This is a genomic window from Bacillus sp. FDAARGOS_235 (assembly GCF_002073415.2).
Lineage (GTDB): Bacteria > Bacillota > Bacilli > Bacillales > Bacillaceae_G > Bacillus_A > Bacillus_A toyonensis.
This window is the reverse complement of sequence record NZ_CP020437.2, coordinates 3,851,220-3,874,671: the sequence shown is the minus strand read 5'-3', so window position 1 is coordinate 3,874,671 and position 23,452 is coordinate 3,851,220. Positions and strand designations below refer to the sequence as shown.

General features: G+C 37.0%; 22 protein-coding genes, 2 tRNA genes and 1 pseudogene. 3 read left to right on the top strand and 22 right to left on the bottom strand.

Features of this window, described 5'->3' with window-relative positions; all coding sequences use genetic code 11:
* Positions 1-60: 60 nt before the first annotated feature.
* From hemL to hemA, 6 genes are all read right to left on the bottom strand, one after another.
* Positions 61-1,350 (bottom strand): glutamate-1-semialdehyde 2,1-aminomutase, encoded by a 1,290-nt coding sequence (hemL, locus tag A6J74_RS22160; RefSeq protein WP_000712951.1) that lies wholly within the window; start codon positions 1,348-1,350, stop codon positions 61-63.
* Positions 1,350-2,339, bottom strand: a complete 990-nt coding sequence (hemB, locus tag A6J74_RS22155; RefSeq protein WP_001087055.1) for a porphobilinogen synthase — start codon at positions 2,337-2,339, stop codon at positions 1,350-1,352. Before hemB ends, hemL begins: the two co-directional genes overlap by 1 nt.
* A 169-nt stretch (positions 2,340-2,508) precedes the next feature.
* Positions 2,509-3,261 (bottom strand): uroporphyrinogen-III synthase, encoded by a 753-nt coding sequence (hemD, locus tag A6J74_RS22150; RefSeq protein WP_000992364.1) that lies wholly within the window; start codon positions 3,259-3,261, stop codon positions 2,509-2,511.
* Between the two features lie 2 nt (positions 3,262-3,263).
* On the bottom strand, positions 3,264-4,193 hold the full coding sequence (hemC, locus tag A6J74_RS22145) for a hydroxymethylbilane synthase (RefSeq protein WP_001226392.1): 930 nt from the start codon (positions 4,191-4,193) through the stop codon (positions 3,264-3,266).
* Between the two features lie 15 nt (positions 4,194-4,208).
* Positions 4,209-5,042, bottom strand: a complete 834-nt coding sequence (locus tag A6J74_RS22140) for a cytochrome c biogenesis protein (RefSeq protein WP_000009003.1) — start codon at positions 5,040-5,042, stop codon at positions 4,209-4,211.
* 17 nt (positions 5,043-5,059) lie between these two features.
* Positions 5,060-6,394, bottom strand: coding sequence for a glutamyl-tRNA reductase (hemA, locus tag A6J74_RS22135; RefSeq protein WP_000547854.1), 1,335 nt, complete (start codon positions 6,392-6,394; stop codon positions 5,060-5,062).
* Positions 6,395-6,810: 416 nt separating this feature from the next.
* On the opposite strand from hemA, the gene A6J74_RS22130 reads away from it, so the two are divergent.
* Both A6J74_RS22130 and A6J74_RS22125 read left to right on the top strand, forming a co-directional pair.
* Positions 6,811-7,263, top strand: coding sequence for a MarR family winged helix-turn-helix transcriptional regulator (locus tag A6J74_RS22130; protein WP_000568750.1), 453 nt, complete (start codon positions 6,811-6,813; stop codon positions 7,261-7,263).
* A 2-nt stretch (positions 7,264-7,265) separates the two neighbouring features.
* Positions 7,266-7,682, top strand: coding sequence for an organic hydroperoxide resistance protein (locus tag A6J74_RS22125; protein WP_000359777.1), 417 nt, complete (start codon positions 7,266-7,268; stop codon positions 7,680-7,682).
* A gap of 33 nt (positions 7,683-7,715) precedes the next feature.
* On the opposite strand, the gene ysxC is transcribed toward A6J74_RS22125, so the two are convergent.
* The 8 genes and pseudogenes from ysxC to A6J74_RS30805 form a co-directional block, all read right to left on the bottom strand.
* On the bottom strand, positions 7,716-8,312 hold the full coding sequence (gene ysxC, locus A6J74_RS22120; RefSeq protein WP_000869123.1) for a ribosome biogenesis GTP-binding protein YsxC: 597 nt from the start codon (positions 8,310-8,312) through the stop codon (positions 7,716-7,718).
* Complete coding sequence (gene lon, locus A6J74_RS22115) at positions 8,309-10,639, bottom strand: endopeptidase La (protein WP_000097316.1); 2,331 nt, start codon at positions 10,637-10,639, stop codon at positions 8,309-8,311. The genes ysxC and lon overlap by 4 nt, the downstream gene beginning before the upstream one ends.
* Before the next feature lie 184 nt (positions 10,640-10,823).
* The gene (gene lonB, locus A6J74_RS22110; protein ID WP_033657339.1) at positions 10,824-12,494 is read right to left on the bottom strand and encodes an ATP-dependent protease LonB; all 1,671 of its coding nucleotides are present in this window, start codon (positions 12,492-12,494) and stop codon (positions 10,824-10,826) included.
* Between the two features lie 106 nt (positions 12,495-12,600).
* Positions 12,601-13,860 carry an ATP-dependent protease ATP-binding subunit ClpX gene (gene clpX / locus A6J74_RS22105; RefSeq protein ID WP_000472286.1) on the bottom strand — a complete coding sequence of 420 codons (1,260 nt, stop codon included), beginning with the start codon at positions 13,858-13,860 and terminating at the stop codon, positions 12,601-12,603.
* A gap of 264 nt (positions 13,861-14,124) precedes the next feature.
* Positions 14,125-15,402, bottom strand: coding sequence for a trigger factor (tig, locus tag A6J74_RS22100; RefSeq protein WP_000729257.1), 1,278 nt, complete (start codon positions 15,400-15,402; stop codon positions 14,125-14,127).
* A 309-nt stretch (positions 15,403-15,711) separates the two neighbouring features.
* Positions 15,712-16,710 (bottom strand): hypothetical protein, encoded by a 999-nt coding sequence (locus A6J74_RS22095; RefSeq protein ID WP_000358251.1) that lies wholly within the window; start codon positions 16,708-16,710, stop codon positions 15,712-15,714.
* Positions 16,711-16,908: 198 nt separating this feature from the next.
* The gene (locus tag A6J74_RS22090) at positions 16,909-17,157 is read right to left on the bottom strand and encodes a hypothetical protein (protein WP_001983650.1); all 249 of its coding nucleotides are present in this window, start codon (positions 17,155-17,157) and stop codon (positions 16,909-16,911) included.
* A 287-nt stretch (positions 17,158-17,444) separates the two neighbouring features.
* Positions 17,445-17,557, bottom strand: a pseudogene (locus tag A6J74_RS30805) (group I intron-associated PD-(D/E)XK endonuclease); the annotation flags it as partial.
* Positions 17,558-17,670: 113 nt separating this feature from the next.
* Here A6J74_RS30805 and A6J74_RS22085 point away from each other — a divergent pair.
* Positions 17,671-18,285 (top strand): PH domain-containing protein, encoded by a 615-nt coding sequence (locus A6J74_RS22085; RefSeq protein ID WP_000473869.1) that lies wholly within the window; start codon positions 17,671-17,673, stop codon positions 18,283-18,285.
* 84 nt (positions 18,286-18,369) lie between these two features.
* Here the strand turns inward: A6J74_RS22085 and A6J74_RS22080 are convergent, their stop codons facing one another.
* The 8 genes from A6J74_RS22080 to racE form a co-directional block, all read right to left on the bottom strand.
* Positions 18,370-18,570: a hypothetical protein gene (locus A6J74_RS22080; protein ID WP_000090056.1), complete on the bottom strand. Its 201-nt coding sequence runs from the start codon at positions 18,568-18,570 to the stop codon at positions 18,370-18,372.
* Between the two features lie 412 nt (positions 18,571-18,982).
* Positions 18,983-19,056: transfer RNA gene (locus A6J74_RS22075), tRNA-Arg, on the bottom strand.
* Between the two features lies 1 nt (position 19,057).
* Positions 19,058-19,131 (bottom strand) — tRNA-Gly (locus A6J74_RS22070).
* Between the two features lie 109 nt (positions 19,132-19,240).
* A complete protein-coding gene (locus tag A6J74_RS22060; protein WP_000645514.1) occupies positions 19,241-19,744 on the bottom strand; it encodes a metallophosphoesterase in 504 nt (167 codons plus the stop codon).
* A gap of 13 nt (positions 19,745-19,757) precedes the next feature.
* Entirely contained in the window at positions 19,758-20,366 is a 609-nt protein-coding gene (locus A6J74_RS22055; protein WP_000815932.1) for an XTP/dITP diphosphatase, read from the bottom strand.
* A gap of 11 nt (positions 20,367-20,377) precedes the next feature.
* Positions 20,378-21,115 (bottom strand): ribonuclease PH, encoded by a 738-nt coding sequence (rph, locus tag A6J74_RS22050; protein ID WP_001261767.1) that lies wholly within the window; start codon positions 21,113-21,115, stop codon positions 20,378-20,380.
* 128 nt (positions 21,116-21,243) lie between these two features.
* Positions 21,244-22,290 (bottom strand): GerMN domain-containing protein, encoded by a 1,047-nt coding sequence (locus A6J74_RS22045; protein ID WP_001126732.1) that lies wholly within the window; start codon positions 22,288-22,290, stop codon positions 21,244-21,246.
* A gap of 180 nt (positions 22,291-22,470) precedes the next feature.
* Positions 22,471-23,277: a glutamate racemase gene (gene racE, locus A6J74_RS22040; protein WP_000773999.1), complete on the bottom strand. Its 807-nt coding sequence runs from the start codon at positions 23,275-23,277 to the stop codon at positions 22,471-22,473.
* Positions 23,278-23,452 lie beyond the last annotated feature (175 nt).

Genomic DNA, 23,452 nt, shown 5'->3' with positions numbered 1-23,452 from the left:
AGCCCACTTTATGAATAAAAAAAATCGCTCCCCTTATGGAGAGCGATTTTCTCTAATATATTATGCTTGTAACTTTGACATTGCAATTTCAGCCGCTGCAATCGTCGCTTCAATATCTGCATCACTATGTGCTGTCGATAAGAACAAACCTTCAAATTGAGATGGTGGCAAGAATACACCTTGTTCTACCATTTCACGATAGTAAGCCGCGAAGAATTCTAAGTTTGAAGATTTCGCTGTATCGTAATTAATAACCGGCTCATCTGTAAAGAAAATACCAATCATAGAGCCTGCACGGTTAATATGATGAGGAATACCATGTTTTTCAGCCGCTTTACGTAGTCCCGCTTCTAACATTTCTGCTTTACGCTCAAACTCTACATATGATTCTGGCGTTAATTGTACTAACGTTTCATAACCTGCTGCCATTGCAAGTGGGTTACCTGATAAAGTACCAGCTTGATAAATCGGTCCGCTCGGCGCAACTTGACGCATAATTTCTGCTTTACCACCGTACGCCCCTACTGGTAAGCCACCACCGATTACTTTACCTAAACAAGTTAAATCAGGTGTTACACCGTAGTAACCTTGTCCGCAGTTATAAGCAACACGGAATCCTGTCATTACTTCATCAAAAATAAGCAGTGCACCGTTTTGTTCTGTTACTTCACGAAGCCCTTCTAAAAATCCTGGTTGCGGAGGAACAACCCCCATATTCCCTGCTACTGGTTCTACAATTACACAAGCAATATCATCACCGAATCGTTCAAAAGCGTACTTCACACTTTCTAAATCATTATAAGCTACTGTAATCGTATTTTTCGCTACACCTTCTGGTACGCCAGGGCTATCTGGTAAACCTAGAGTCGCCACACCAGAACCAGCTTTAATTAATAATGAATCACCATGACCGTGGTAACAACCAATAAATTTTAAAATTTTGTTACGGCCTGTATAACCACGAGCTAAACGTAGTGCACTCATTGTCGCTTCTGTTCCAGAGTTAACCATGCGGACAATTTCAATCGATGGTACACGCTCAATAACAAGTTTCGCTAATTTATTTTCGATTTCTGTCGGCGCACCGAAGCTTGTACCTCTTTCAGCAACAGATTTTAACGCTTCAACAACACGATCATTTGCATGACCATGAATTAAAGGACCCCATGATAATACGTAATCGATGTATTCATTTCCATCAATATCATATACTTTAGAGCCTTTTCCACGCTCCATAAACAATGGATTCATACCAACAGATTTAAAGGCACGAACAGGGCTATTTACGCCACCAGGCATTAAGTCTTGCGCCTCTTCAAACGCCGCAATCGATTTATCAAACTTTTTCATTATTTAGCGCCTCCTTCTTGTAACCACTTTGCTGCATCTTTCGCATGATACGTAATAATTAAGTCTGCTCCTGCACGTTTCATGCTAATTAATTTTTCAAGCACAACTTCTTTTTCATTAATCCAACCATTTTGCGCTGCCGCTTTAATCATTGAATATTCACCACTTACGTTGTAAGCAACGATTGGTAAATTAAAGTTATTTTTCACATCACGAATGATATCTAAGTAAGAAAGAGCTGGCTTTACAATTAAGAAATCAGCACCTTCCATTACATCTGATTCTGCTTCACGGAATGCCTCCATACGGTTCGCTGGGTCCATTTGATATGTTTTACGGTCACCAAATTGCGGCGCGCCGTGTGCAGCATCACGGAACGGTCCATAAAATGCTGATGAATATTTCACAGCGTACGACATAACTGGTACGTGTCCAAAACCATTCTCATCTAACGCATGGCGAATTGCTGTTACGAATCCGTCCATCATGTTTGATGGCGCAATAATGTCCGCTCCTGCTTTCGCTTGGCTTACAGCTGTTTTCGCAAGTACTGCAAGAGACTCGTCATTTAAAATAATACCATCTTCAATTACACCGCAATGACCATGGCTTGTGAATTGACATAAACATGTATCTGCAACTACTACTAACTCAGGGAACTCACCTTTAATTTGCTTAATGGCACGCTGTACAATTCCATGATCACAATATGCTGATGATCCAACTTCATCCTTTTCAGCAGGTAAACCAAATACAATAACAGAACGAATACCTAAATCAACAACCTCTTGCATTTCAGCTTGCAATAAATCTAAAGAGATTTGATATACGCCCGGCATAGAAGGAACTTCATTACGAACATTCTCTCCTTCTAATACAAAAATAGGGTAAATAAAATCTTCCGTATGTAAAAACGTTTCACGCACAAGCGCACGCATGCCCCCGCTTTGTCTTAAGCGACGATGACGATTAAATTGTAAAGAGTTCATAAATTTCTATCCCCATTCTTTTATTTTGTCCCGCGTTAACGGGCAGTAAGACTCCCATCTCAAAATTCGGCTAGAGCAAAGAAGTTAGATGGGAAATCAACTGCCCATAAACGCCCAATTGGTGAGGGCTAATAATTAGTGGGGAATGAACCTCCCACTAATTAAAGTTTCACTTTATAGATTCACAAATGCATTGTAGTAATGCTTCTACAGTGTACTCTTTCGGCACAATAACATGCGGAAAATAAAGGTTCGCTTCTTTTTCCGTAATAGGCCCTATACAAGCAATTGTACATTTTTTTGTCCATTCTCTCCAGTTTGTGCCCTCCAGTAAACGAACAAAACTATCAACAGTTGAAGGACTCGTAAATGTAATAACATTTACTTTCCTTACTTTCAATGCTGTTATAAGTTCTTGTTTTTTCTCTACATTTACTTTCGTACCGTATACGATTAGCTCATCTAGAGAAACACCAATTCCCCGAAGTTTAACTGGAATTACATCTCTCGCTAAATTCCCTTTCGGAAATAAAATACGCTCGTTTCCACTTAATTCTTTTAGAAACTCTTCGGCAAACACTTCTGCAACAAATGAGGTTGGAACAAAATGAACTTGATAGCCCCTTTTTTCTAACTCTAATTTTGTTTTCACGCCTACCGCAGCGATTTTAATAGTTAATGGTAGTTTCTTTTCTAAACCATCTAGAAAAAAAGTTACACCATTTTTACTCGTAAAAATAACCCAGTCATACGAATGTAGCTGCCTTGCTGTATGGTGAATTCGCCTATGAGATGTGCCTTCCATACGCAAAAGCGGAATTTCCAATGGAATTCCGCTCCGTTCTTTCACTGCTACACTCATTTGTTTCGCTTGATGCTGGGCACGTGTAATCAATACTGTTTTGCCAGCAAGAGCATTCATATTTATTGTTGTCCCTTATTTGCAGCAAGAATGAGTTCTTTTGCGCCTTGTTTAATTAAACGGTCCGCAGCCTCTAGCCCTACTTCCTTTGGTTCAACGCCTACCACTGTCTCTTTTAATAAAACAGAGCCGTCCATAGAACCGACAAGAGCTGTTAATTCGATTGCATCATCCTTTGTAAGAGTTGCATATCCAGCGATCGGAACTTGACATCCACCTTCAAGTTTATGAAGAAATACTCGCTCCGCTGCCACTGTTCTCTCTGTTACAGCATCATTCATATGCGATAACAACTGTAATAAATCGTTATCGTCCTTACGACATTCAATCGCTAATGCACCTTGTCCTACAGCTGGTACACATAACGTTTCATCTAAATGTTCTGTAATCACTTCATCATCCCAGCCCATTCTTTGTAATCCAGCTGTCGCTAAAATAATTGCATCATAATCTTCTTCTTTTAATTTACGTAAACGTGTATCGATATTTCCGCGAATCCATTTCACTTGTAAATCTGGTCTCGCAGCTAATAACTGTGCACTACGTCTTAAACTACTCGTTCCTAAAATCGCACCTTCTGCTAAATCTTTAAATGATTCTCCGCTTTTAGAAATAAAAGCATCACGAGGGTCAACACGCTTTGGTGTACAGCCAATCATTAATCCTTCTGGAAGTACGGCTGGCATATCTTTCATACTATGTACAGCCATATCGATTTCTTTCATAAGTAACGCATGTTCAATTTCTTTAACGAACAAACCTTTTCCGCCTACTTTTGAAAGAGTAACATCTAAAATCACATCACCTTTAGTGACAATTTCTTTCACTTCAAATTCATATGGTAAACCAAGTGCTTTTAACTGATCAATAAACCAGTTTGTTTGCGTCAATGCTAGCTTACTCTTTCGTGAACCTACAATAATTTTGCGCATAATTCTCTCTCCTCATTATAAATACCAAAAGTGGAAATTAGATAAACTACTTAATAGAAAAATGTTAACTAGCATTACGAGAAAGGCCCCTACATTCCACAGTACAATTTTCTTCCCTTGCAACACATCTGCCGCTCGTAAATACAAGCCCGTACAATATACAAATAGAACGACAAACGAACCGATTACTTTCGTATCATACCAATGAAAATTGTCCAATTTTGTATATCCCCATATGCATCCTAATAAAATTGCTAGTAAGAAAAATGGAACAGAAAATAAATTTAACCCGTAAGACGTAGATTCAAGCTTCGGCAAATTCCCTAACCTTCTTAATCTCGCATTCCACTTTTTCTTTTTTAATAGGCGATATTGCAGTAAATACATAATAGAAAAAATAAACGATACCGTAAACGTTGCATAAGAAATAATCGCCATTCCAACATGCACGTATACAAGTTCTGAAACTAATTGCTCTGCAAGTACTGGCGACATCTTTCCGAGCGGTGTAAAAATAGAAAAGGCGCTTACGCCAAATGCTACAACATTTGTAAAGAAGACTAAAAAGTCAACGCGCATAAATCGATTTATGACTAACGACATCGTAATCAATAACCAAACATAAAAATAAATCCCTGATAATAAAGTTAAAATGGGATTCGTTTCTGAATCTGTCGCCCTAAGCAACATAAAAATAGACTGCAATACCCATACAATCGAAAGTAACCAAAAAGCAAATCGGTTCGCCTTTCGGTTACTTTGGAAATAATCTATAAAATATAAACTAATGCTACAAGCATATAAAATAATTGCAATATGATAAATAATACTGTTATTTAAAAAACTCATCCGATCATCCTTCCAAATTATAAAGATGGAACGGATGGTGTCCACACTCTTTTATGTTCTACTTCTTCCGCACGACTCTCTACTTCTTCCGTTTCTAAATCAAAAATCTTTGCAAATAACGCTAATTTTTCGCCCGCCCCCTCTTCAGCAGCTATTTCTTTTGCTACTAAAATTGGGTCTTTTAATAATTGGTTAATAATACTTTTCGTATGCTTACTAATTACTTTTTTCTCACGATCACTAAGATTTGGTATTTTTCGTTCAAGACTTTCCATCGTTTCGCTTTGAATTACAAGTGCCTTATCACGAAGAGCTGCTATTAACGGAACAACACCAAGTGTACTTAACCACGTTTTAAATAGAACAATTTCCTCTTCAATCATAAATTGAATTTTCTCTGCTTCTTTCAAACGCTCAGCACGATTTGCTTCCACTACTCCTTGCAGATCATCAATGTCATATAAGAAAGAGCCTTCTAACTCATCAATTGCTGGATCAATATCACGTGGCACTGCAATATCAACCATAAATAAAGGACGACCAGAGCGCATTTTCTCTACCTTTGTCATCATCTCTTTCGTAATGACATACTCTGATGCACCAGTGGAACTAATTAAAATGTCCGCTTCTAATAATGCACATTGTAATTCACTTAAAGATTTTGCATGTCCCATATATTTCTCAGCCATTACTTCCGCTTTTGAAAGCGTTCTATTCATAACGGTTACTTTACGAGCACCGCTTCCGTATAAATTTTGTAATGCAAGTTCTCCCATTTTACCAGCACCAAGAATAAGTACATGACAATCTGTTAACTCACCAAATATTTTCTTTCCAAGTTCAACAGCAGCATAACTAACAGACATTGCACTCTCACCAATTGTTGTTTCTGAGTGAGCACGTTTTGCTAACGTAATGACTTGCTTAAACAATTCATTAAAAATTGTACCTGTCGCTTTTACTTGTTGCGCTTCTAAAAAGCTATCTTTTATTTGACCTAAAATCTGCGTTTCTCCAACTACCATAGAATCTAAACCGCACGTTACGCGGAATAAATGATCTATTGCACCATCTTGTTCAAAAATAGTTAAATATGGTGCGACTTCTTCTATTTCAAGCTGAAACCAATCAGCTAAAAACTTCTTAATATAATACCGTCCCGTGTGTAATTGATCGACAACAGCATAAATCTCAGTGCGATTACAAGTTGATACAATGACATTTTCTAACACGCTCTTTTGACTTTGTAATGTAGTCATTGCTTGTTCTAGCTCTGCTGCCTGAAATGTGAGTTTCTCACGAAATTCTACAGGGGCTGTTCGATAATTTACACTAACAACAAGAATATGCACGCAGCATGTCCCCCTTCACCCGTTTTATCACTTTATCTACTATCATAATACAACTTTCCTCTTATGAATCTGACAATCGTGTGAACAACCGATTATTTTTTATATATTCTCCGTATGTAATAAAGGAGATTCAGTAAAACTAATAAAAAGCTCCCTACTTTATAATGATTATAAATTAATAACTCTATTTGTACGTTACCAAAAAAAGTCCTCATAATCAAGTGATGGAAACTATTCCATATAAATTATAACATCATCTTTCCTATCTTCTTTCATCATGAAGGAAAATATGTATGATTGTTCCAAAATATAGCACACACTTTCTCAATACAATGTATTTGACATTGTATTTATTTTTCGTTATATTGGTTTTACAAAATTAAATTGTGCACAATTTAAAAAGAAAGGAGTTATTCATGATAGAAGATTCTTTGCATCTAGATAACCAACTTTGTTTTTCTATTTACGCCTGTTCTAGAGAGGTTACACGTTTTTATCGACCGTATTTAGACGAAATGGGTATTACGTACCCTCAGTACATTACTTTACTTGTACTATGGGAACAAGACGGACTAACAGTAAAAGAAATTGGAGAACGTCTATTTCTAGATTCCGGCACGTTAACACCTATGCTAAAACGGATGGAATCATTAAACCTTGTAAAACGTGTTCGTTCAAAAGAAGATGAGCGAAAAGTTTGTATTGAATTAACAGAACAAGGTAAAGATTTAAAAGAAAAGGCTTGTTCATTACCGAAAACGATGGCTACAAATTTAGGAATTACAGAGCAAGAGTATCGTTCTTTATTAACCCAATTAAATAAACTAATTGAAACAATGAAAACAATAAATGATAGAAAAGGGGAATAAACATGGATAAATTATATACTGCTTCAGTAACAGCAACAGGTGGAAGAAACGGGAAAGTAGTTTCAGATGATGGCATATTAAATCTTGATGTAAAAATGCCGAAAGCATTAGGTGGTGCTGGCGGGGAAGCAACAAACCCTGAGCAACTATTTGCCGCTGGTTATGCCGCTTGTTTTGATAGTGCATTGCAACTTGTCATTCGTACAAAACGAGTGAAAGTGGAAAGTACAGAAGTAACTGCTCACGTTTCTATCGGAAAAGATACAGATGGTGGTTTCGGACTATCTGCTGTACTTGACGTACATGTCGCTGGCGTTTCTCATGCCGAAGCACAAGAACTTGTAGAAGCCGCTCACGGTGTATGTCCGTACTCTAAAGCAACACGAGGGAATATTGAAGTAACATTAAACGTACGCTAAAAATTTATACAAACAAAAAACGCGCGACACTCGTCACGCGTTTTTTGTTTTTGTCATTTTATGAATTGCCTTCCACGCTTCTTCTTTTCCAAGTCCTGTTTCAGAAGAGAATAGAACGATTTCATCGCCAATTTCAACAGCAAGCGTTTCTTTTACAACTTTTAAATGCTTTTGCCATTTCCCTTTCGGAATTTTATCGGCTTTCGTCGCAATAATAATTGTTGGAATTTCATAATGCTTTAAGAAATCATACATCATCACATCATCGTTTGTTGGTTGGTGACGTAAATCTACTACTAATACAGCTGCATCTAATTGCTCACGTGTTGTAAAGTACGTTTCAATCATCTTGCCCCATGCTGCACGTTCCGTTTTAGATACTTTCGCATATCCATAACCTGGAACGTCAACAAAATGCATCATTTCATTGATTAAGAAAAAGTTCAGCGTTTGCGTTTTTCCTGGTTTAGAAGAAATACGTACTAACTTTTTACGATTTAAAATTTTATTAATGAAGGAAGACTTCCCGACATTTGAACGACCTGCTAATGCAATTTCTGGTAAATCACTGTCTGGATATTGTTCTGGTTTAACAGCACTAATTACAATATCTGCTTTTGTTACTTTCATTGTTTCACTCCTACTAATGCGTGCTCCAATACTTCGTCTAAATGAGATGCAAGCACAAACGTAAGATTTTCTTTTACGCTTTCTGGAATATCATCTAAATCTTTCTCGTTCTCTGCTGGCAAAATAATTTTTGTTAAGCCTGCGCGATGAGCACTTAATGTTTTTTCTTTCAATCCACCAATTGGTAATACACGGCCACGAAGTGTAATTTCACCTGTCATACCAACTTCTTTACTTACAGGAATACCTGTTAGTGCAGAAATAAGTGCCGTTGCCATCGTAATACCTGCTGACGGTCCATCTTTTGGAACTGCTCCTTCTGGAACGTGAATATGAATATCATTTTTCTCATGGAAATTTGGATCAATATGAAGCTCTTCGGCACGAGAACGAATATAGCTAAACGCAGCTTGTGCTGATTCTTTCATAACATCCCCAAGTTTCCCTGTTAAAATTAATTTCCCTTTACCTGGCGCTACGGACACTTCAATTGCAAGTGTATCGCCGCCCGCTGCTGTATAAGCTAACCCGGTTGCCATTCCGACTTGGTCTGTTTTCTCTGCTTGCCCATAACGGAATATGTGTTTACCAAGTAAATCTACAATATTTTTCTCTGTCACAACAATACGTTTACGTTCCGCTGTAACGATAATTTTCGCTGCTTTACGACAAACTTTTGCAATTTGGCGCTCTAGCGTACGAACACCAGCCTCACGTGTATAATAACGAATAATTTCAAGAAGCGCTTCATCACGTACTTGTAAATTACCTTTTCGTAAGCCATGCTCTTTTAATTGTTTCGGCAATAAATGCTCTCGAGCAATGTGCACCTTTTCCAGTTCTGTATACCCAGCAATCGAAATAATTTCCATACGGTCAAGTAATGGACCCGGAATACTTGAAAGTGTATTAGCGGTTGCTACAAACATAACTTTCGATAGATCATATGGTTCTTCAATGTAATGATCACTGAAGTTATGATTTTGTTCTGGATCTAACACTTCAAGTAATGCTGCTGATGGATCGCCACGGAAATCGTTAGACATTTTATCAATCTCATCTAATAAGAAGACTGGATTAACTGTTTTCGCCTTTTTCATACCTTGAATAATGCGTCCCGGCATTGCTCCAACGTATGTACGACGGTGACCACGAATTTCAGATTCATCACGCACACCACCAAGGGATACACGGACAAAATTACGATTTAATGATGTCGCAATTGAACGAGCTAACGAAGTTTTCCCGACCCCTGGAGGGCCTACTAAACAAAGGATAGGTCCTTTTAATGAGTTCGTCAATTTTTGTACAGCTAAATATTCAAGCACTCGCTCTTTTACTTTTTCAAGACCGTAATGATCTTTGTTTAAAATCTCTTCAGAATGAACAAGATCAATCATATCCTCTGTCGCTTCTGTCCACGGAAGTGCTAATAACCAATCAATATAATTGCGAATAACACCGCTCTCCGCAGAACTTGCTGGTAGCTTTTCATAACGATCTAATTCTTTCAGTGCAGCCTTCGTTGTTTCTTCAGGCATTCCTGACTGTTCAATTTTCTCACGAAGTTCTTCAACTTCCCCACCCTTACCTTCTTTATCGCCAAGTTCAGTTTGAATCGCCTTCATTTGCTCACGTAAGAAATATTCTTTTTGCGTGCGTTCCATTGAACGTTTCACTTTTTGTCCAATTTTCTTTTCTAAACTAAGTAACTCTTGTTCATCTTGAATAATTGAAATAAGTGTATGTAATCGTTCTTTCACAGATACAATCTCTAAAATTTCTTGTTTCTGTTTCGTTTTAATTGGCAAGTGAGAAGCAATTAAATCAGCTAGTCTTCCTGGTTCTTCTACATCAGCTACCGTTGCAAATGTTTCATTTGATACTTTTTTCGAAACTTTAATATATTGTTCGAAATGCTCCAGTAACGTACGCATAAGAGCTTTCTCTTCTAAATCACCTTCCACTTCTTCAGTTACCGTTTTAATAGAAACTTGTACTACATTTTCTTCCTCGATAAACTCTACTACTTCTGCTCTATGTAAACCTTCTACAAGGACACGAAGCGTACCGTTCGGCAATTTTAACATTTGCTTCACTTTCGCCACTGTACCTACACTATATATGTCATCTTCTTTCGGATCATCGATATTCATTTCTTTTTGCATCGCTAAAAAGATGATATTTTCATCCATTGCCGCCTGCTCTAGTGCCTGTATCGATTTATCACGTCCTACATCAAGATGCAGAACCATCGTTGGATATACGAGAACGCCTCTTAATGGTAGGAGGGGTACGATTCTTTCATTCGTATTCATACTAGACATAGCACCTCCATAATAAATTAAACTCCTGTTCAACTATTTTATATTACAATACATCTAGATGCAATTGCAGAGATTCTGAGCAATTGTAAATCCCTTGTTTTTTCTCCCTTATGAAAAGAAAAAAAGACTCCGCTTAAGCATACAAACTTAAACGAAGCCTGGCAAATTTTATTATCATTCATTCTCACATGGATTGTGCATCTGTTTCGTCTACAGTAGTATGTACATCAAGCTCTCGATGCATATTTTCCTGCATAAATGTTAGCTCAAATACTTCTTTTAACTTACGAACAGGAATGATTTCAATTCCCTTTATTGTGTACAAAAACGGTTGCATGTTTTCAGCAGGAATAATGACTTTCTTAGCTCCTGCTTTTTTCGCAGCCTTTATTTTTGCGTATACACCACCAATAGGCTTCACTTCTCCATGTATACTTATTTCACCTGTCATCGCCACTTCATTATTCACATATGTACGATGCACGGCTGAGTAAACACCCGTTGCCATAGCAATCCCTGCAGAAGGACCATCGATCGGGATACCACCTGGAAAATTAATATGTATATCGTACCCTTCTGGCAACACATCTAAAGAACGAAGTACTGTTAATACATTATCTACAGAACCTTTCGCCATACTTTTACGACGAATTGATTTCGTTTGGCTACCAATACTTTCCTCTTCTACAATACCGGTAACATTTACCGACCCTTTATCTTTCGCCGTGATTGCTGTTACTTCTATTTCTAATAACGCTCCTGTATTCGGTCCGTATACAGCAAGTCCGTTTACAAGACCGATCCTCGGAATAGGGTAAATACGTTTTTCATATTTCGGTGCAAGCTGACTAGAATGAACAACCCACTCTATATCTTCATCTTTAATGAAAGAACGTTCTTCATTTATCGCCATACCAGCAGAGATTTGCACGAGATTAATTGCTTCTCGTCCATTCCTTGCATACATACCAATCATTTCAATACCGTTCTCACCGATTTGCATTTCCACTTTGTCGGCTGCATTCTTCGCTACTTTTTGAATTTCTTCTGTATCTAGCTCACGGAAAAATACCTCTAAGCAACGAGACCGAATAGCAGGTGGAATTTCCTCTGGTGAACGTGTTGTCGCTCCAACTAAGCGGAAATCTGCTGGTAAACCTTTTTGAAAAATATCATGTATATACGTTGGAATCATCGTATTCTCTTCACTATAGTACGCACTTTCTAAAAATACTTTTCGATCTTCTAACACCTTTAACATTTTGTTCATTTGAATCGGATGTAGTTCACCAATTTCATCAATAAACAAAATACCACCATGTGCATCTGTTACTGCGCCTTTTTTCGGTTGTGGAATACCTGCTTGCCCCATCGCACCAGCACCTTGATAAATCGGATCATGAACCGAGCCAATTAAAGGATCTGCAATACCACGTTCATCAAACCGAGCTGTCGTCGCATCAAGTTCGATAAATGTTGCATTCGTACGAAATGGAGATTTCGGATTTCGTTTCGCCTCTTCTAATACAAGACGCGCTGCCGCTGTCTTTCCGACACCTGGCGGGCCATATATGATTACATGTTGCGGATTCGGACCACAAAGAGCCGCTTTTAACGACTTAATCCCGTCTTCTTGCCCTACAATATCTAAAAAGGATGTAGGGCGCACCTTTTCCGCAAGCGGCTCTGTTAGAGAAATCTCACGCATTTTACGAAGCTGTTCTAATTCTTTTTTTGATTCTCGATCAATTGAAACTTTTTGTGTTCGCTGATTTCGAAGTAAGTGCCAAAAATATAATCCGACAATTACACCAAAAACAAGTTGAACAAGTAAAAATATATTTGTCCAGCTCATCATTTATTTCCTCCCGCAATGTTTTATCATTTAGTATTTCCGCGGAAGAACGTAGCTAAACATAAAGAAAAACAGCAATTATAAAAATTGCTGTTTCTCTTTCGCATTATGCAGATGTTTTTGTATCAAGTACAGTACCGTCTTGTAGCACCAATTTCGGTGGCTCATTATCAGCTACTGTTTCTTTCGTAAGAATACACTTCTCGATATCTTTGCGAGATGGAAGTTCAAACATTACATCAAGCATTAAGCCTTCAATAATAGAACGAAGTCCACGAGCACCTGTTTTACGTTCAATTGCTTTTTTCGCAATCTCAATCAGTGCGCCTTCTTCAAACTCTAACTCAACATCGTCAAGCTCCAACAGTTTTTGGAATTGCTTAACAAGTGCATTTTTCGGTTTCGTTAAAATATCAACAAGAGCATCTTCATCAAGTGGCTCTAGGTTCGCAATAACTGGAAGACGACCGATAAACTCTGGAATTAAACCAAATCTTAAAAGGTCCTCTGGTAATACGTGAGATAGAACATGCTTTTCATTTACATCAGCATTTTTCTTCTCTGAACCAAATCCAATTACTTTTTCACCAAGGCGACGTTTAATAATTGGCTCAATGCCATCAAACGCTCCACCACAAATGAATAGGATATTCGTTGTATCAATTTGAATGAATTCTTGATGCGGATGCTTACGACCACCTTGAGGTGGAACGCTTGCTACAGTACCTTCTAAAATTTTCAGAAGTGCCTGCTGTACACCTTCACCAGATACATCACGTGTAATTGATGGATTTTCGGACTTACGTGCCACTTTATCAATCTCATCAATATAAATAATTCCTTTTTCTGCTTTTTCTACATCATAATCAGCCGCTTGAATTAGTTTTAGTAAAATGTTTTCTACATCTTCCCCAACGTATCCAGCTTCTGTTAAAGATGTTGCGTCCGCGATTGCAAATGGAACATTTAAAATACGCGCTAATGTTTGTGCCAATAATGTTTTACCACTACCTGTTGGCCCAATAAGTGAAATATTACTCTTCGCTAATTCTACATCATCAATTTTGCTGTTAGAATTAATACGTTTGTAATGGTTATATACCGCTACCGCTAGTGCTTTTTTCGCGTTATCTTGTCCGATGACATACTCATCTAAGATTTCACGAATTTCTACCGGTTTCGGTACATCTTTGAATTCTACTTCTTCGTCCTTCGCAAGCTCCTCTTGTACAATTTCAGTACAAAGCTCGATACACTCGTCACAAATGTAAACACCTGGACCTGCAACTAACTTTCGAACTTGCGTTTGTGTTTTACCACAGAAAGAACATTTTAATTGCCCTTTTTCATCATTAAATTTAAACATATTTTCACACCCCTTACAAAGTGCTAACCTCTTGCCTTCGTATGTACACGATAAATGTATCGTATGTAAATACATATTATGTCACTACGTAGCGAGAAATACAAATAATATGACTAGTTATGTACAAATAAAAAGTTTTTAAAACTTTTGAAATATGTATATTCGACTTATAAAGGAACTTTTCCTTCTTCATCGAAAAGTTTTATAAATATATTTCTATATTTATAAAACAAGGCACGATTAAAATCGCGCCTTGTTATTTTATTATGCAGCGTTTTCTACTAAGAAGTCTACAGCTTTACGCACTTTAAGATCTTCAGATAAAGCGTCTGCGCTTCCAAGAGCTTGCTTGATAGCGTCTACTGGCATACCGTACATTTCAGCCATTTTTTCAACTTCTGCAGTTACTTCTTCTTCAGTAACTTCGATGTTTTCAGCTTCAATGATAGCTTCAAGAACAAGATTGATTCTTACACGTTTTTGTGCATCCTCTTTCATTTGCTCTTTTAATTTGTCAGCATCAGTACCTGTGAATTGGTAGTAAAGCTCAAGGTTCATACCTTGTTGGCTTAAACGTTGCTCGAATTCACGAACCATACGATCTAACTCAGTGTCGATCATAGCTTCTGGAATATCGATTTCAGCGTTAGCAGCAGCTAATTCTACTACTTCGTCACGTACTTTGTGCTCAGCTTCGTGCTTTTTGCCTTCTTCTAAGTTTGTACGAAGTTTTGTTTTTAATTCATCAAGAGTTGCAACTTCTTCGTCAGCCTCTTTAGCGAACTCGTCGTTTAACTCAGGAAGTTCTTTTGTTTTGATTTCGTGAATTGTTACTTTGAATGTTGCTGGTTTGCCAGCTAATTCAGCAGCATGGTACTCTTCTGGGAATGATACTTCAACGTCTTTAGACTCACCAGATTTAAGACCAATTACTTGCTCTTCGAAACCTGGGATGAAAGTACCAGAACCGATTGCAAGAGAATAGTTTTCGCCTTTTCCGCCTTCAAATGCTTCGCCATCAACGAAACCTTCGAAGTCGATTACAGCTGTATCACCATTTTCAATAGTTCCTTCTTCTTTAACAACTAGTTCAGCTTGACGCTCTTGTAAAGCTTTTACTTCATTCTCTACATCTTCGTCAGTTACAGTTGTTTCAACTTTTTCTACTGCTAAACCTTTGTACTCACCTAATTTAACTTCAGGTTTCACTGTAACTTTTGCAGTGAAGATAAGGTTAGCATTTTTTTCGAACTTCTCAATATCGATTTCAGGATGAGCAACTGGGAAGATACCAGCTTCATCGATTGCTTCACCGTATGCTTTTGGTAAGATGATATCTAAAGCATCTTGGTATAAAGATTCGATACCAAAGCGTTGTTCGAATAACGGACGAGGCATTTTTCCTTTACGGAAACCTGGTACGTTGATTGTTTTTACTACTTTTTTGAACGCAGCGTCGATAGAGTTGTTTACTTCTTTAGCATCAACTTCAATTGTTAAAACGCCTACGTTACCTTCTAATTTTTCCCATTTTGCAGCCATTTATTCTTTCCCTCCAACTATAATAATGTATGCACATACCTTTATAGATCAAAATATTCATTATCTCTCTTTCGAAATAATAAATGTACAAATAATCCTCTAGCAAATGCTTTCAGATATAATGTTCCAATCTACTAGTTGTCTAAAAGACAACTACGGTATATTTTGTTCGAGACTAATATGAAACATATTAAGTAAGAGAATTACACTTCTCTTCTCTTACAAACAGGCAGATTTCTGCCTTTTGCAACCCTTACATTATAACATAGAATATGCTCGTTTCAAGAACTGAACGATTCTTTTTCATAATTATACGGGCAAATATCCTTCTCTTTCAACACGCAATAACCATTGATAGGCAATATGAAACTCTTCTAATTCAATATTATATGCTGTCATAAGTTCTTCTTCATCAATAGCCAATCCGAAACGTTTTCTTCCAATTCTCTCTAAAACAGCAGCCCAAATCTCTACTTTATCCATTAATAGTGCAAATGGGAAAACGCTAATTTGTAATTCTTTCCAATATACAACCATCGCACTAAATATATCGGGATAATTTTGCTCCAATCGGCTTGATAATGTATGTATAATGTTATCGGATTGCTCCTCATTATGACCTGTAAATGCTGGAATCACTTTAACCCTATTTCCAAACTTTTCTACTTCTATCTCTTCTTCTACTTGATTTTCTATCATTTTATACAAAATAGAAGTTTTCAAATAAGGATGTTGCTTTTCGTCTATTAAAAATTTCTTTAAAACAGGTAATGCGAGATCCAAGTCTTTTAACGAAATCTGTTGAATCGCTCTCAGCTTTTGCCCAAAGTTTTCTCCAAAAATCTCCTTAGTAAATTCATCCAATTCGAAATTTGAATCAATTAGCGACGTGTCTTCTTCATTTAGCATACCTTCTGCAAATAAAGCGAGTTGCGCTAATTTTTCCTTTTGCTCAGGCATTATATCTTTTGTTCGCAAAACTTTTTCAACAGTTTCAATAACGCCTTCATAATCATTTGTTTGAACTAAAATCGTCACATACGTTTCAAGAATATCACCAAATAAGACAGCTCCTGTTTCAAGCAACTGTTCACATTTGTCTTTCGCTTCTTCCATACGTTTTAATTCCAGCAAACAAATAACGGAAGCTAATTCCGTTTGTTCCGTTTCTGCATTATACTGACGTAATATTTCAAAGCAGCGCAATGCATCTTCGAATTCCCGCTCTTTCAGCGCTAAAAAGCCTTCATCAATATAGCGTTCTGATAGTTGCGGAAACAATACGACCGTATTTTCTTTTTTATCCATACGTCCGCCTCTTTTTCTAGATTTTAATGATCTTCAAAGTAAATATATCAAATGCGTAATAAGAACACAACAATCTAAAACCTTTTGTTTGAAATATAAAAATATTCTATTTTTATATTTCAATACAGCTAAATCTTTATTAAAAAATCAAAATTATACAAATAAAAATCCTCAGCAACAGACGCAGAGGATTCATCATTAATGGAAAGCTTTTATAATTGTGGGGTATATTACAAGGGTAATAATTTGGAGAACAATAATTGCCATAACAATCATGCTAAAATAGAAGATTGGCTTACTTCGCTTCATTAAAAACATAATAATAAGCATCGTGCAAGCAAACAAACTTAAGAAAAACAAACTCGTTGTCGAACTAAGTATACCACTCGGGACAAAGAACAATAACACTACACTACAAGTACCTATAATTCCAAATAACCATTCCATTCATTCACTCATTCCCTTTCCCTCTCATGGTAGTTTTTTTACTAAGCGATTAAATGTTTTACAACATCAACTACATACGTTAATTTCTCATACGCTACAAATCCAAAAGCAACTGTTAAGCCTGTTACAACTAATCCCTTCATCATTTCTTCCTCCTCGTTTTATCGTTGTTACCTTCATTATAAAAGATTAGCAAATTCTTACCATCGAACTACCTTACAGTTACCTTACAGAATTGTAAGATTTCAAAAGGGTTAGAAAAACACCTCCTATCGCTTGAGGTGCTTTCATGGAATTTCTCTATAATCACTTGCAACATTAACTTTTTCTCTTGATAATTTTTCGGAGAATCAACTCTCAAACTAATGGATTTATTAAATAATTTAGGATCGAAATAATATTCGTTATTTTTCTTAACTTACCTTCAAATATTTTCGCCTTACAAGAAAACATTTTGTTAAAATCATGTTAATATATTTTTGTATAATTAAGAATTTAAAAGGGGGATTATATATGTTTAAAAAAATGGCTGCAGATGTATTAGGACTAAGCGATGTAGGGTCTGTCATTACACCGAAAGATTACGATAAGGTTGATGCTGATGATTACGTGATGCATGAAGATGGAGAGAAAATTTATTTTCTAATTAAATCAAAATCAGATGAATATTGTTTCACAAACAAAGGATTAATCCACCTAGATGGCACAAGCGCAACAAGTAAAAAACGTACACTACGCCGCTTTAGCTATAGTAAATATCAAATTAAAAACGTAGCACTTGAAACTGCCGGAACGATTGATTTAGATGTAGAAATTAAGTTTCAAATGGGAGATGAGCATTATTCAATTGATGTTCATAAAAAACACATTGAAGAATTAAAAGATTTATATAAGGCTTTACTTAAAATAGAAGAAATTTCATACGACAACGATATTACATTGCAGTATGCACATAAAAGTCTAGATATGGCATCTAACGCTTTTAGCCGTATCTCAAATGCGCAAGTAAATTTAGCAGAGCAATTTAAAGAGATGAATGAAATCGCCTTTAACTGGCTCGTTGATACGAAAAAACAATATAATGTGAAAGATTATGGTTTTGTCTTTGAGAAGTTTATTAATAACTAAACAAAAAACCTTGTTATCAAAAGATAACAAGGTTTTTTTAGCGTCCCAGGAGAGGTTCGAACTCTCGGCCCGCTCATTTCCGTACTATTTTATATATTTTGATCGCAGTCTTAATATATCTTCCTCTTCGCGAATGCCTGCCGATCCCTTCCTCACATTTTTTACGACAGTCCAATTCGGGTTAGTTTCATCACCGATGTTCTGTATTGTAAAGTTGCCGTCACCATATTTCCGTTGACCTTCTGCCAATTTCTCCGTTAAATCATTCTCTTTTGCTCTCGCCATCTTTGCGCCATCTCCCTTTTTTATACAACCTTCTTAAACTGTCCAACCAATCACACGTCCAGTCAATTGGAGATTCTCGTTTTCCGCTTCTATTAATTGTAACACACTGTCGGGGATAAGTTTCGATAACGGGTGCTCAATCGTACTAGAATGATAAAAAGTTTTATAACACTCTAAGTGAACAATTGGGATAATATAGATATGGATTTAAGTTCCATCATAAGCCTATTGATTCTTTAAATTAAACAAGAGAAATAGAGCGCATAAATGGCGCTCTTTTCTTAATGCACTTTAATCTGTTGTATATAATAATTATTATATGTTACGTTATATTTTTTACACCCCTTGCACATACATCAATTTTTAGACAAACAAAAAACCTTGTTATCAAAAGATAACAAGGTTTTCTTAGCGTCCCAGGAGAGATTCGAACTCCCGACCGTACGCTTAGAAGGCGTATGCTCTATCCGGCTGAGCTACTGGGACATGGAGCGGGTGAAGAGAATCGAACTCTCGACCAGAGCTTGGAAGGCTCTTGTTTTACCACTAAACTACACCCGCATATGTTATTTTATTTTTCTTCGTTAGCGCTGTTGCCCTATCGACAATATTTATTATATGTATATCCATACATAAAGTCAACACCTTTTTTAAAAGAGGATAATTTTTCTTATCCTCTTTTAAAAACTGCTTGTTCAACTAGTTGTCCGTCTAATGTTTCAAAGCGAACATCTATATGTTTTTCATTCATTTCTAATAAGGCAAATGTCTTTTCTACACGCTGACGTGGTAATAAAATACTTCCTGGATTGATAAATAAAACTCCATCAATAAATTCCGCACCTAATACGTGAGAATGTCCGAAGCATGCAACTTGTGCCCCCACTTCTTCTGCATAGTACGCTAACGTTTGTAAAGTCATTTTCACGTTATGACGATGTCCATGCACAACTAAGAAGCGAATGCCATCTACGTCAGTTACAATTTCATCTTGAAAGTTAGCATAATCACAATTTCCTTTTACAACATGGAAACCTTGCAGTTCTTCATGAGCAGGCGTTAACTCCGAATCACCACAATGAATCATGACATCTACTTTCCCTTCATATTTCTCTTTTAACTGCTGTAATTCCTTCACAGAGCTATGACTATCGCTTACGATTAAAGCTTTCATCAATCTCTCTCCCTCATTCTCCTAAAAACCATTCCGGAATTTTTTCTTCTAACTTACGAAGAGCACGTCCGCGGTGACTAATGGCATTTTTCTCATCTGAACTTAGTTCTGCCATCGCTTTTTTATATTCTTCTACATAAAAGATTGGATCATATCCAAAGCCGTTTTCCCCGCGGCGCTGTTCTAAAATGTACCCTTCACACGTTCCATTCACAATGACCGGTTCTTTATCCGCTTCTGGGAATGCAACTGCTAATGCACAGTAGAAACGCGCTTTACGTTTTTCAAAGTCAATTCCATTTAATTCTTGTAACACTTTATCCATGTTCGCTTGATCGTCTTTCGGCTCTCCTGCAAACCGAGCTGAATACACGCCTGGTTTTCCGTTTAAAGCATCTACGATCAGACCTGAATCATCCGCAATTACGATAGAATCCAACTGTCTACTCAAACTATCTGCTTTTAAGATTGCATTTTCTTCAAACGTTTCACCAGTTTCTTCGACTTCTTCAATATGAGGAAAATCGTGTAATGATTTCACTTCTAAATCAAAGCGCTCAAATAACTCAGCAAACTCACGCACTTTCCCCATATTTTTTGTCGCAACAACAACTTGTTTCATATTTTCCACCTCTACTCTATATGAGATACGATGTCACCTAACGCTTCTTTTTGCATGTCAATTAGTTGGAAAATGCCTTGTTCCGCAGCATCAAGTAGTTCATTTAACTGTGTTCTGCTAAACGTCGCTTCTTCTCCAGTTCCTTGCACTTCGACAAACTGACCTTTTCCAGTCATAATCACGTTCATATCAACGTCCGCTTTAGAATCTTCTGCATAGTTTAAATCTAAAACAACACCTTGCTCTTCCACAATTCCCACTGACGTTGCTGCTAAATAATCTTTTACTGGAATTTTAGATACTTTTTCTGCTTGTAATAACTTCTCAAACGCTAATACCATCGCTACATATGCACCTGTAATAGAAGCTGTTCTCGTTCCACCATCTGCTTGAATAACATCACAGTCAATCCAAACTGTTCTCTCGCCAAGTGCTTCTAAGTCAACTACCGCACGTAATGCTCGTCCAATTAAACGCTGGATTTCCATTGTACGTCCAGTTACTTTCCCTTTACTTGACTCCCTGATTGTACGTTGTTCTGTTGCACGCGGAATCATCGCGTATTCAGCTGTTACCCAGCCCTTTCCTTCCCCGCGCATAAACGGTGGGACACGCTCTTCAATTGTCGCTGAGCAAATTACCTTTGTATCCCCAACTTCAATTAATACTGATCCTTCTGGGTGTTTTAAATAATTCGTATGAATATGTATATGGCGTAATTCTGTTTTCTCTCTACCATCTACTCGCATAAAAATAACCTCCTCATAACTACTTGTTAGTATAGCCAAACTTAAATGTATGATATGTATACAATAAAAGAAGGGGAACCCAAAAAGCAATTCCCCTTTCTTACTTAAGTATATCAAATTATCCACGATTAAAAACTACCTGTATTCACGTTTTCTGGACGATCTACAGGTTTTATTAACTTTCCGCCCTTTTCATCTATAAGATTTGCTTTACCATTTACCTCAATAGAAACACTTTTTACGCCTTTCTTTTCTGTCAAAGATAAAACTAACGACTTCAATACGTAATTTGAAACCATATTTTTATCTGGGTTTACAAATATATTTTCATTAAAGTTTAATGTAAGATTTCCGTCTTGCAATTTCGGATTCGTAATAAGCTTAACTCCTGGGTTAAAATCATTCAGGAGCGATTGATGAATCGGTCCTTTTACAAGTTCATCTATAATGGTTGCATAATCATTTTCTTTTCCCTCTACAACGCGGCGTGTTACCGGTACATAATATTGCTGCTTATCATTATTTTGCGCCATAAAGTAAAGCGTAACTGGTTTTGTATTTGTTACATCTGCCACTTGTTCATCATCAAAGTTAATACCATTCGCACGACTCACCCCTTCTCCAAGCGGTGTACCCGCGACAGGCATCTTCGCTAACTTTTCACCATTTATCTGAAACTGCACTTGTTTTATTTCTTTAAATTGAGTCAAAGTCCACGCTACTGACTCAACAATTTGACGCTCTTCTTCTTTTGCATAGTTTTTCATTTCTTTAGAGAAATCAATTACTGCTGTCCCATCTTTTTTTAAATCTAGAGTCATCGATGTATTTGCTGGAATGACTGCACGGAACCCATTCGGTAATAAATCAGTTACCGGCCCATCTTTCACAAGGTATTCTAGCGTTTGCTGTATTACTTCATTCGCTTTCGGAGTAGGCATTGCGATTGTTTGCGGTACAACATATCCATTTTTATCAACTAAGTATATTTCTCTATTTATCGTTTGCCCTTGTTTATTTTTAGCCGTCCCTTTCTTTTCACCATCTGTATACGTAACTTTTTTTGGTGGGTCAATTTGTTCGGTCGCTTTCTCCTGATTTATGAAGCCGCACCCTGTTAATAAAACAGCACTTACCGTAGCACCAATAACCCATTTAAAAGTGGATTTAGGCATGCCTTTCCCCCCTAAAAACTAAGTTTGTACTATTATGTATACGAGCTATTTCACGTTTTAGAACAAGCTGTGCTTCTTATAAAGTGAAACTTTAATCAGCAGGGTCTTACTGCCCGGCAAATAGCGGGATAAACAAAAAACCCCTAATTTCTCAGGGGTTCACTTATATGAATTCTATTATTATTCTTCTAAATGAATATGCTTCACATTTTCAATCGGCTGACCGAACCATTTTGATGCAATTTCTTTAAATAGGCCTATTTTCCCTGTTGTTAAGAAGAGATGATCACTTTGTTCCTCTCCCTCATTCAACATTTTACTATGATATAAAATTGTACTTACTTCACGCGCTGTTTCATCACCAGAACTAATTAGTTGCACTTTATCTCCCATTACCTTTTTAATAACAGGACCTAAAATTGGATAATGTGTACAACCTAAAATAAGTGTATCAATATCGGTATTTTTCAGCGGTTGCAATGTTTCTCTTACAACTTCATACGCCATTTCACTTTCGAAATTCCCACTTTCTACAAGTTCGACGAAAGGCGGACATGCTAAACTTTCTACCATAACACGGTTATTAATAGACTTTAACGCTTCTTCGTATGCACCACTTTTCACCGTTCCAATCGTACCAATAATCCCAACATGATACGTATTTGTCACTTTTAAAGCTGTACGTGATCCTGGGTGAATAACTCCCACTACCGGAATTGGTAATTGTTTCTGCATTTCTTCTAATACAACCGCAGTTGCTGTATTACACGCAATAACTAACATCTTGATATTTAAATCTAGTAAATGCTCCGTCATTTCCCACGTAAATTGACGCACTTCTTCTCGAGAACGTGGACCATAAGGGCAACGCGCTGTATCCCCTAAATATATAATACGCTCTTTCGGCAACTGACGAATTAATTCCTTCGCTACAGTTAAACCACCAACTCCTGAATCGATAACACCGATTGCTCTATTCAACTTCATCACCCGTTTTCTCATTCATCATCTTATTTTATCATTATATTTTACACACTTTAAGTTCGCTCACTTAAACTGCTTCTGTATGAAAATTTTCATTTGTACCTGTATAGACTAGGACCTTTTTTATTTTGCTCCTTTTTTTCATAATTTGCAAGACAGAAAAATAACCGACCTTCTA

What these genes read in the sequence shown, in the direction of transcription:
- hemL (WP_000712951.1), bottom strand. Translation starts at nt 1,350, where the DNA reads ATGAAAAAGTTTGATAAATCGATTGCGGCGTTTGAAGAGGCGCAAGAC.
- hemB (WP_001087055.1), bottom strand. Translation starts at nt 2,339, where the DNA reads ATGAACTCTTTACAATTTAATCGTCATCGTCGCTTAAGACAAAGCGGG.
- hemD (WP_000992364.1), bottom strand. Translation starts at nt 3,261, where the DNA reads ATGAATGCTCTTGCTGGCAAAACAGTATTGATTACACGTGCCCAGCAT.
- hemC (WP_001226392.1), bottom strand. Translation starts at nt 4,193, where the DNA reads ATGCGCAAAATTATTGTAGGTTCACGAAAGAGTAAGCTAGCATTGACG.
- A6J74_RS22140 (WP_000009003.1), bottom strand. Translation starts at nt 5,042, where the DNA reads ATGAGTTTTTTAAATAACAGTATTATTTATCATATTGCAATTATTTTA.
- A6J74_RS22130 (WP_000568750.1), top strand. Translation starts at nt 6,811, where the DNA reads ATGATAGAAGATTCTTTGCATCTAGATAACCAACTTTGTTTTTCTATT.
- A6J74_RS22125 (WP_000359777.1), top strand. Translation starts at nt 7,266, where the DNA reads ATGGATAAATTATATACTGCTTCAGTAACAGCAACAGGTGGAAGAAAC.
- ysxC (WP_000869123.1), bottom strand. Translation starts at nt 8,312, where the DNA reads ATGAAAGTAACAAAAGCAGATATTGTAATTAGTGCTGTTAAACCAGAA.
- lon (WP_000097316.1), bottom strand. Translation starts at nt 10,639, where the DNA reads ATGTCTAGTATGAATACGAATGAAAGAATCGTACCCCTCCTACCATTA.
- lonB (WP_033657339.1), bottom strand. Translation starts at nt 12,494, where the DNA reads ATGAGCTGGACAAATATATTTTTACTTGTTCAACTTGTTTTTGGTGTA.
- clpX (WP_000472286.1), bottom strand. Translation starts at nt 13,860, where the DNA reads ATGTTTAAATTTAATGATGAAAAAGGGCAATTAAAATGTTCTTTCTGT.
- tig (WP_000729257.1), bottom strand. Translation starts at nt 15,402, where the DNA reads ATGGCTGCAAAATGGGAAAAATTAGAAGGTAACGTAGGCGTTTTAACA.
- A6J74_RS22095 (WP_000358251.1), bottom strand. Translation starts at nt 16,710, where the DNA reads ATGGATAAAAAAGAAAATACGGTCGTATTGTTTCCGCAACTATCAGAA.
- A6J74_RS22090 (WP_001983650.1), bottom strand. Translation starts at nt 17,157, where the DNA reads ATGGAATGGTTATTTGGAATTATAGGTACTTGTAGTGTAGTGTTATTG.
- A6J74_RS22085 (WP_000473869.1), top strand. Translation starts at nt 17,671, where the DNA reads ATGTTTAAAAAAATGGCTGCAGATGTATTAGGACTAAGCGATGTAGGG.
- A6J74_RS22080 (WP_000090056.1), bottom strand. Translation starts at nt 18,570, where the DNA reads ATGGCGAGAGCAAAAGAGAATGATTTAACGGAGAAATTGGCAGAAGGT.
- A6J74_RS22060 (WP_000645514.1), bottom strand. Translation starts at nt 19,744, where the DNA reads ATGAAAGCTTTAATCGTAAGCGATAGTCATAGCTCTGTGAAGGAATTA.
- A6J74_RS22055 (WP_000815932.1), bottom strand. Translation starts at nt 20,366, where the DNA reads ATGAAACAAGTTGTTGTTGCGACAAAAAATATGGGGAAAGTGCGTGAG.
- rph (WP_001261767.1), bottom strand. Translation starts at nt 21,115, where the DNA reads ATGCGAGTAGATGGTAGAGAGAAAACAGAATTACGCCATATACATATT.
- A6J74_RS22045 (WP_001126732.1), bottom strand. Translation starts at nt 22,290, where the DNA reads ATGCCTAAATCCACTTTTAAATGGGTTATTGGTGCTACGGTAAGTGCT.
- racE (WP_000773999.1), bottom strand. Translation starts at nt 23,277, where the DNA reads ATGAAGTTGAATAGAGCAATCGGTGTTATCGATTCAGGAGTTGGTGGT.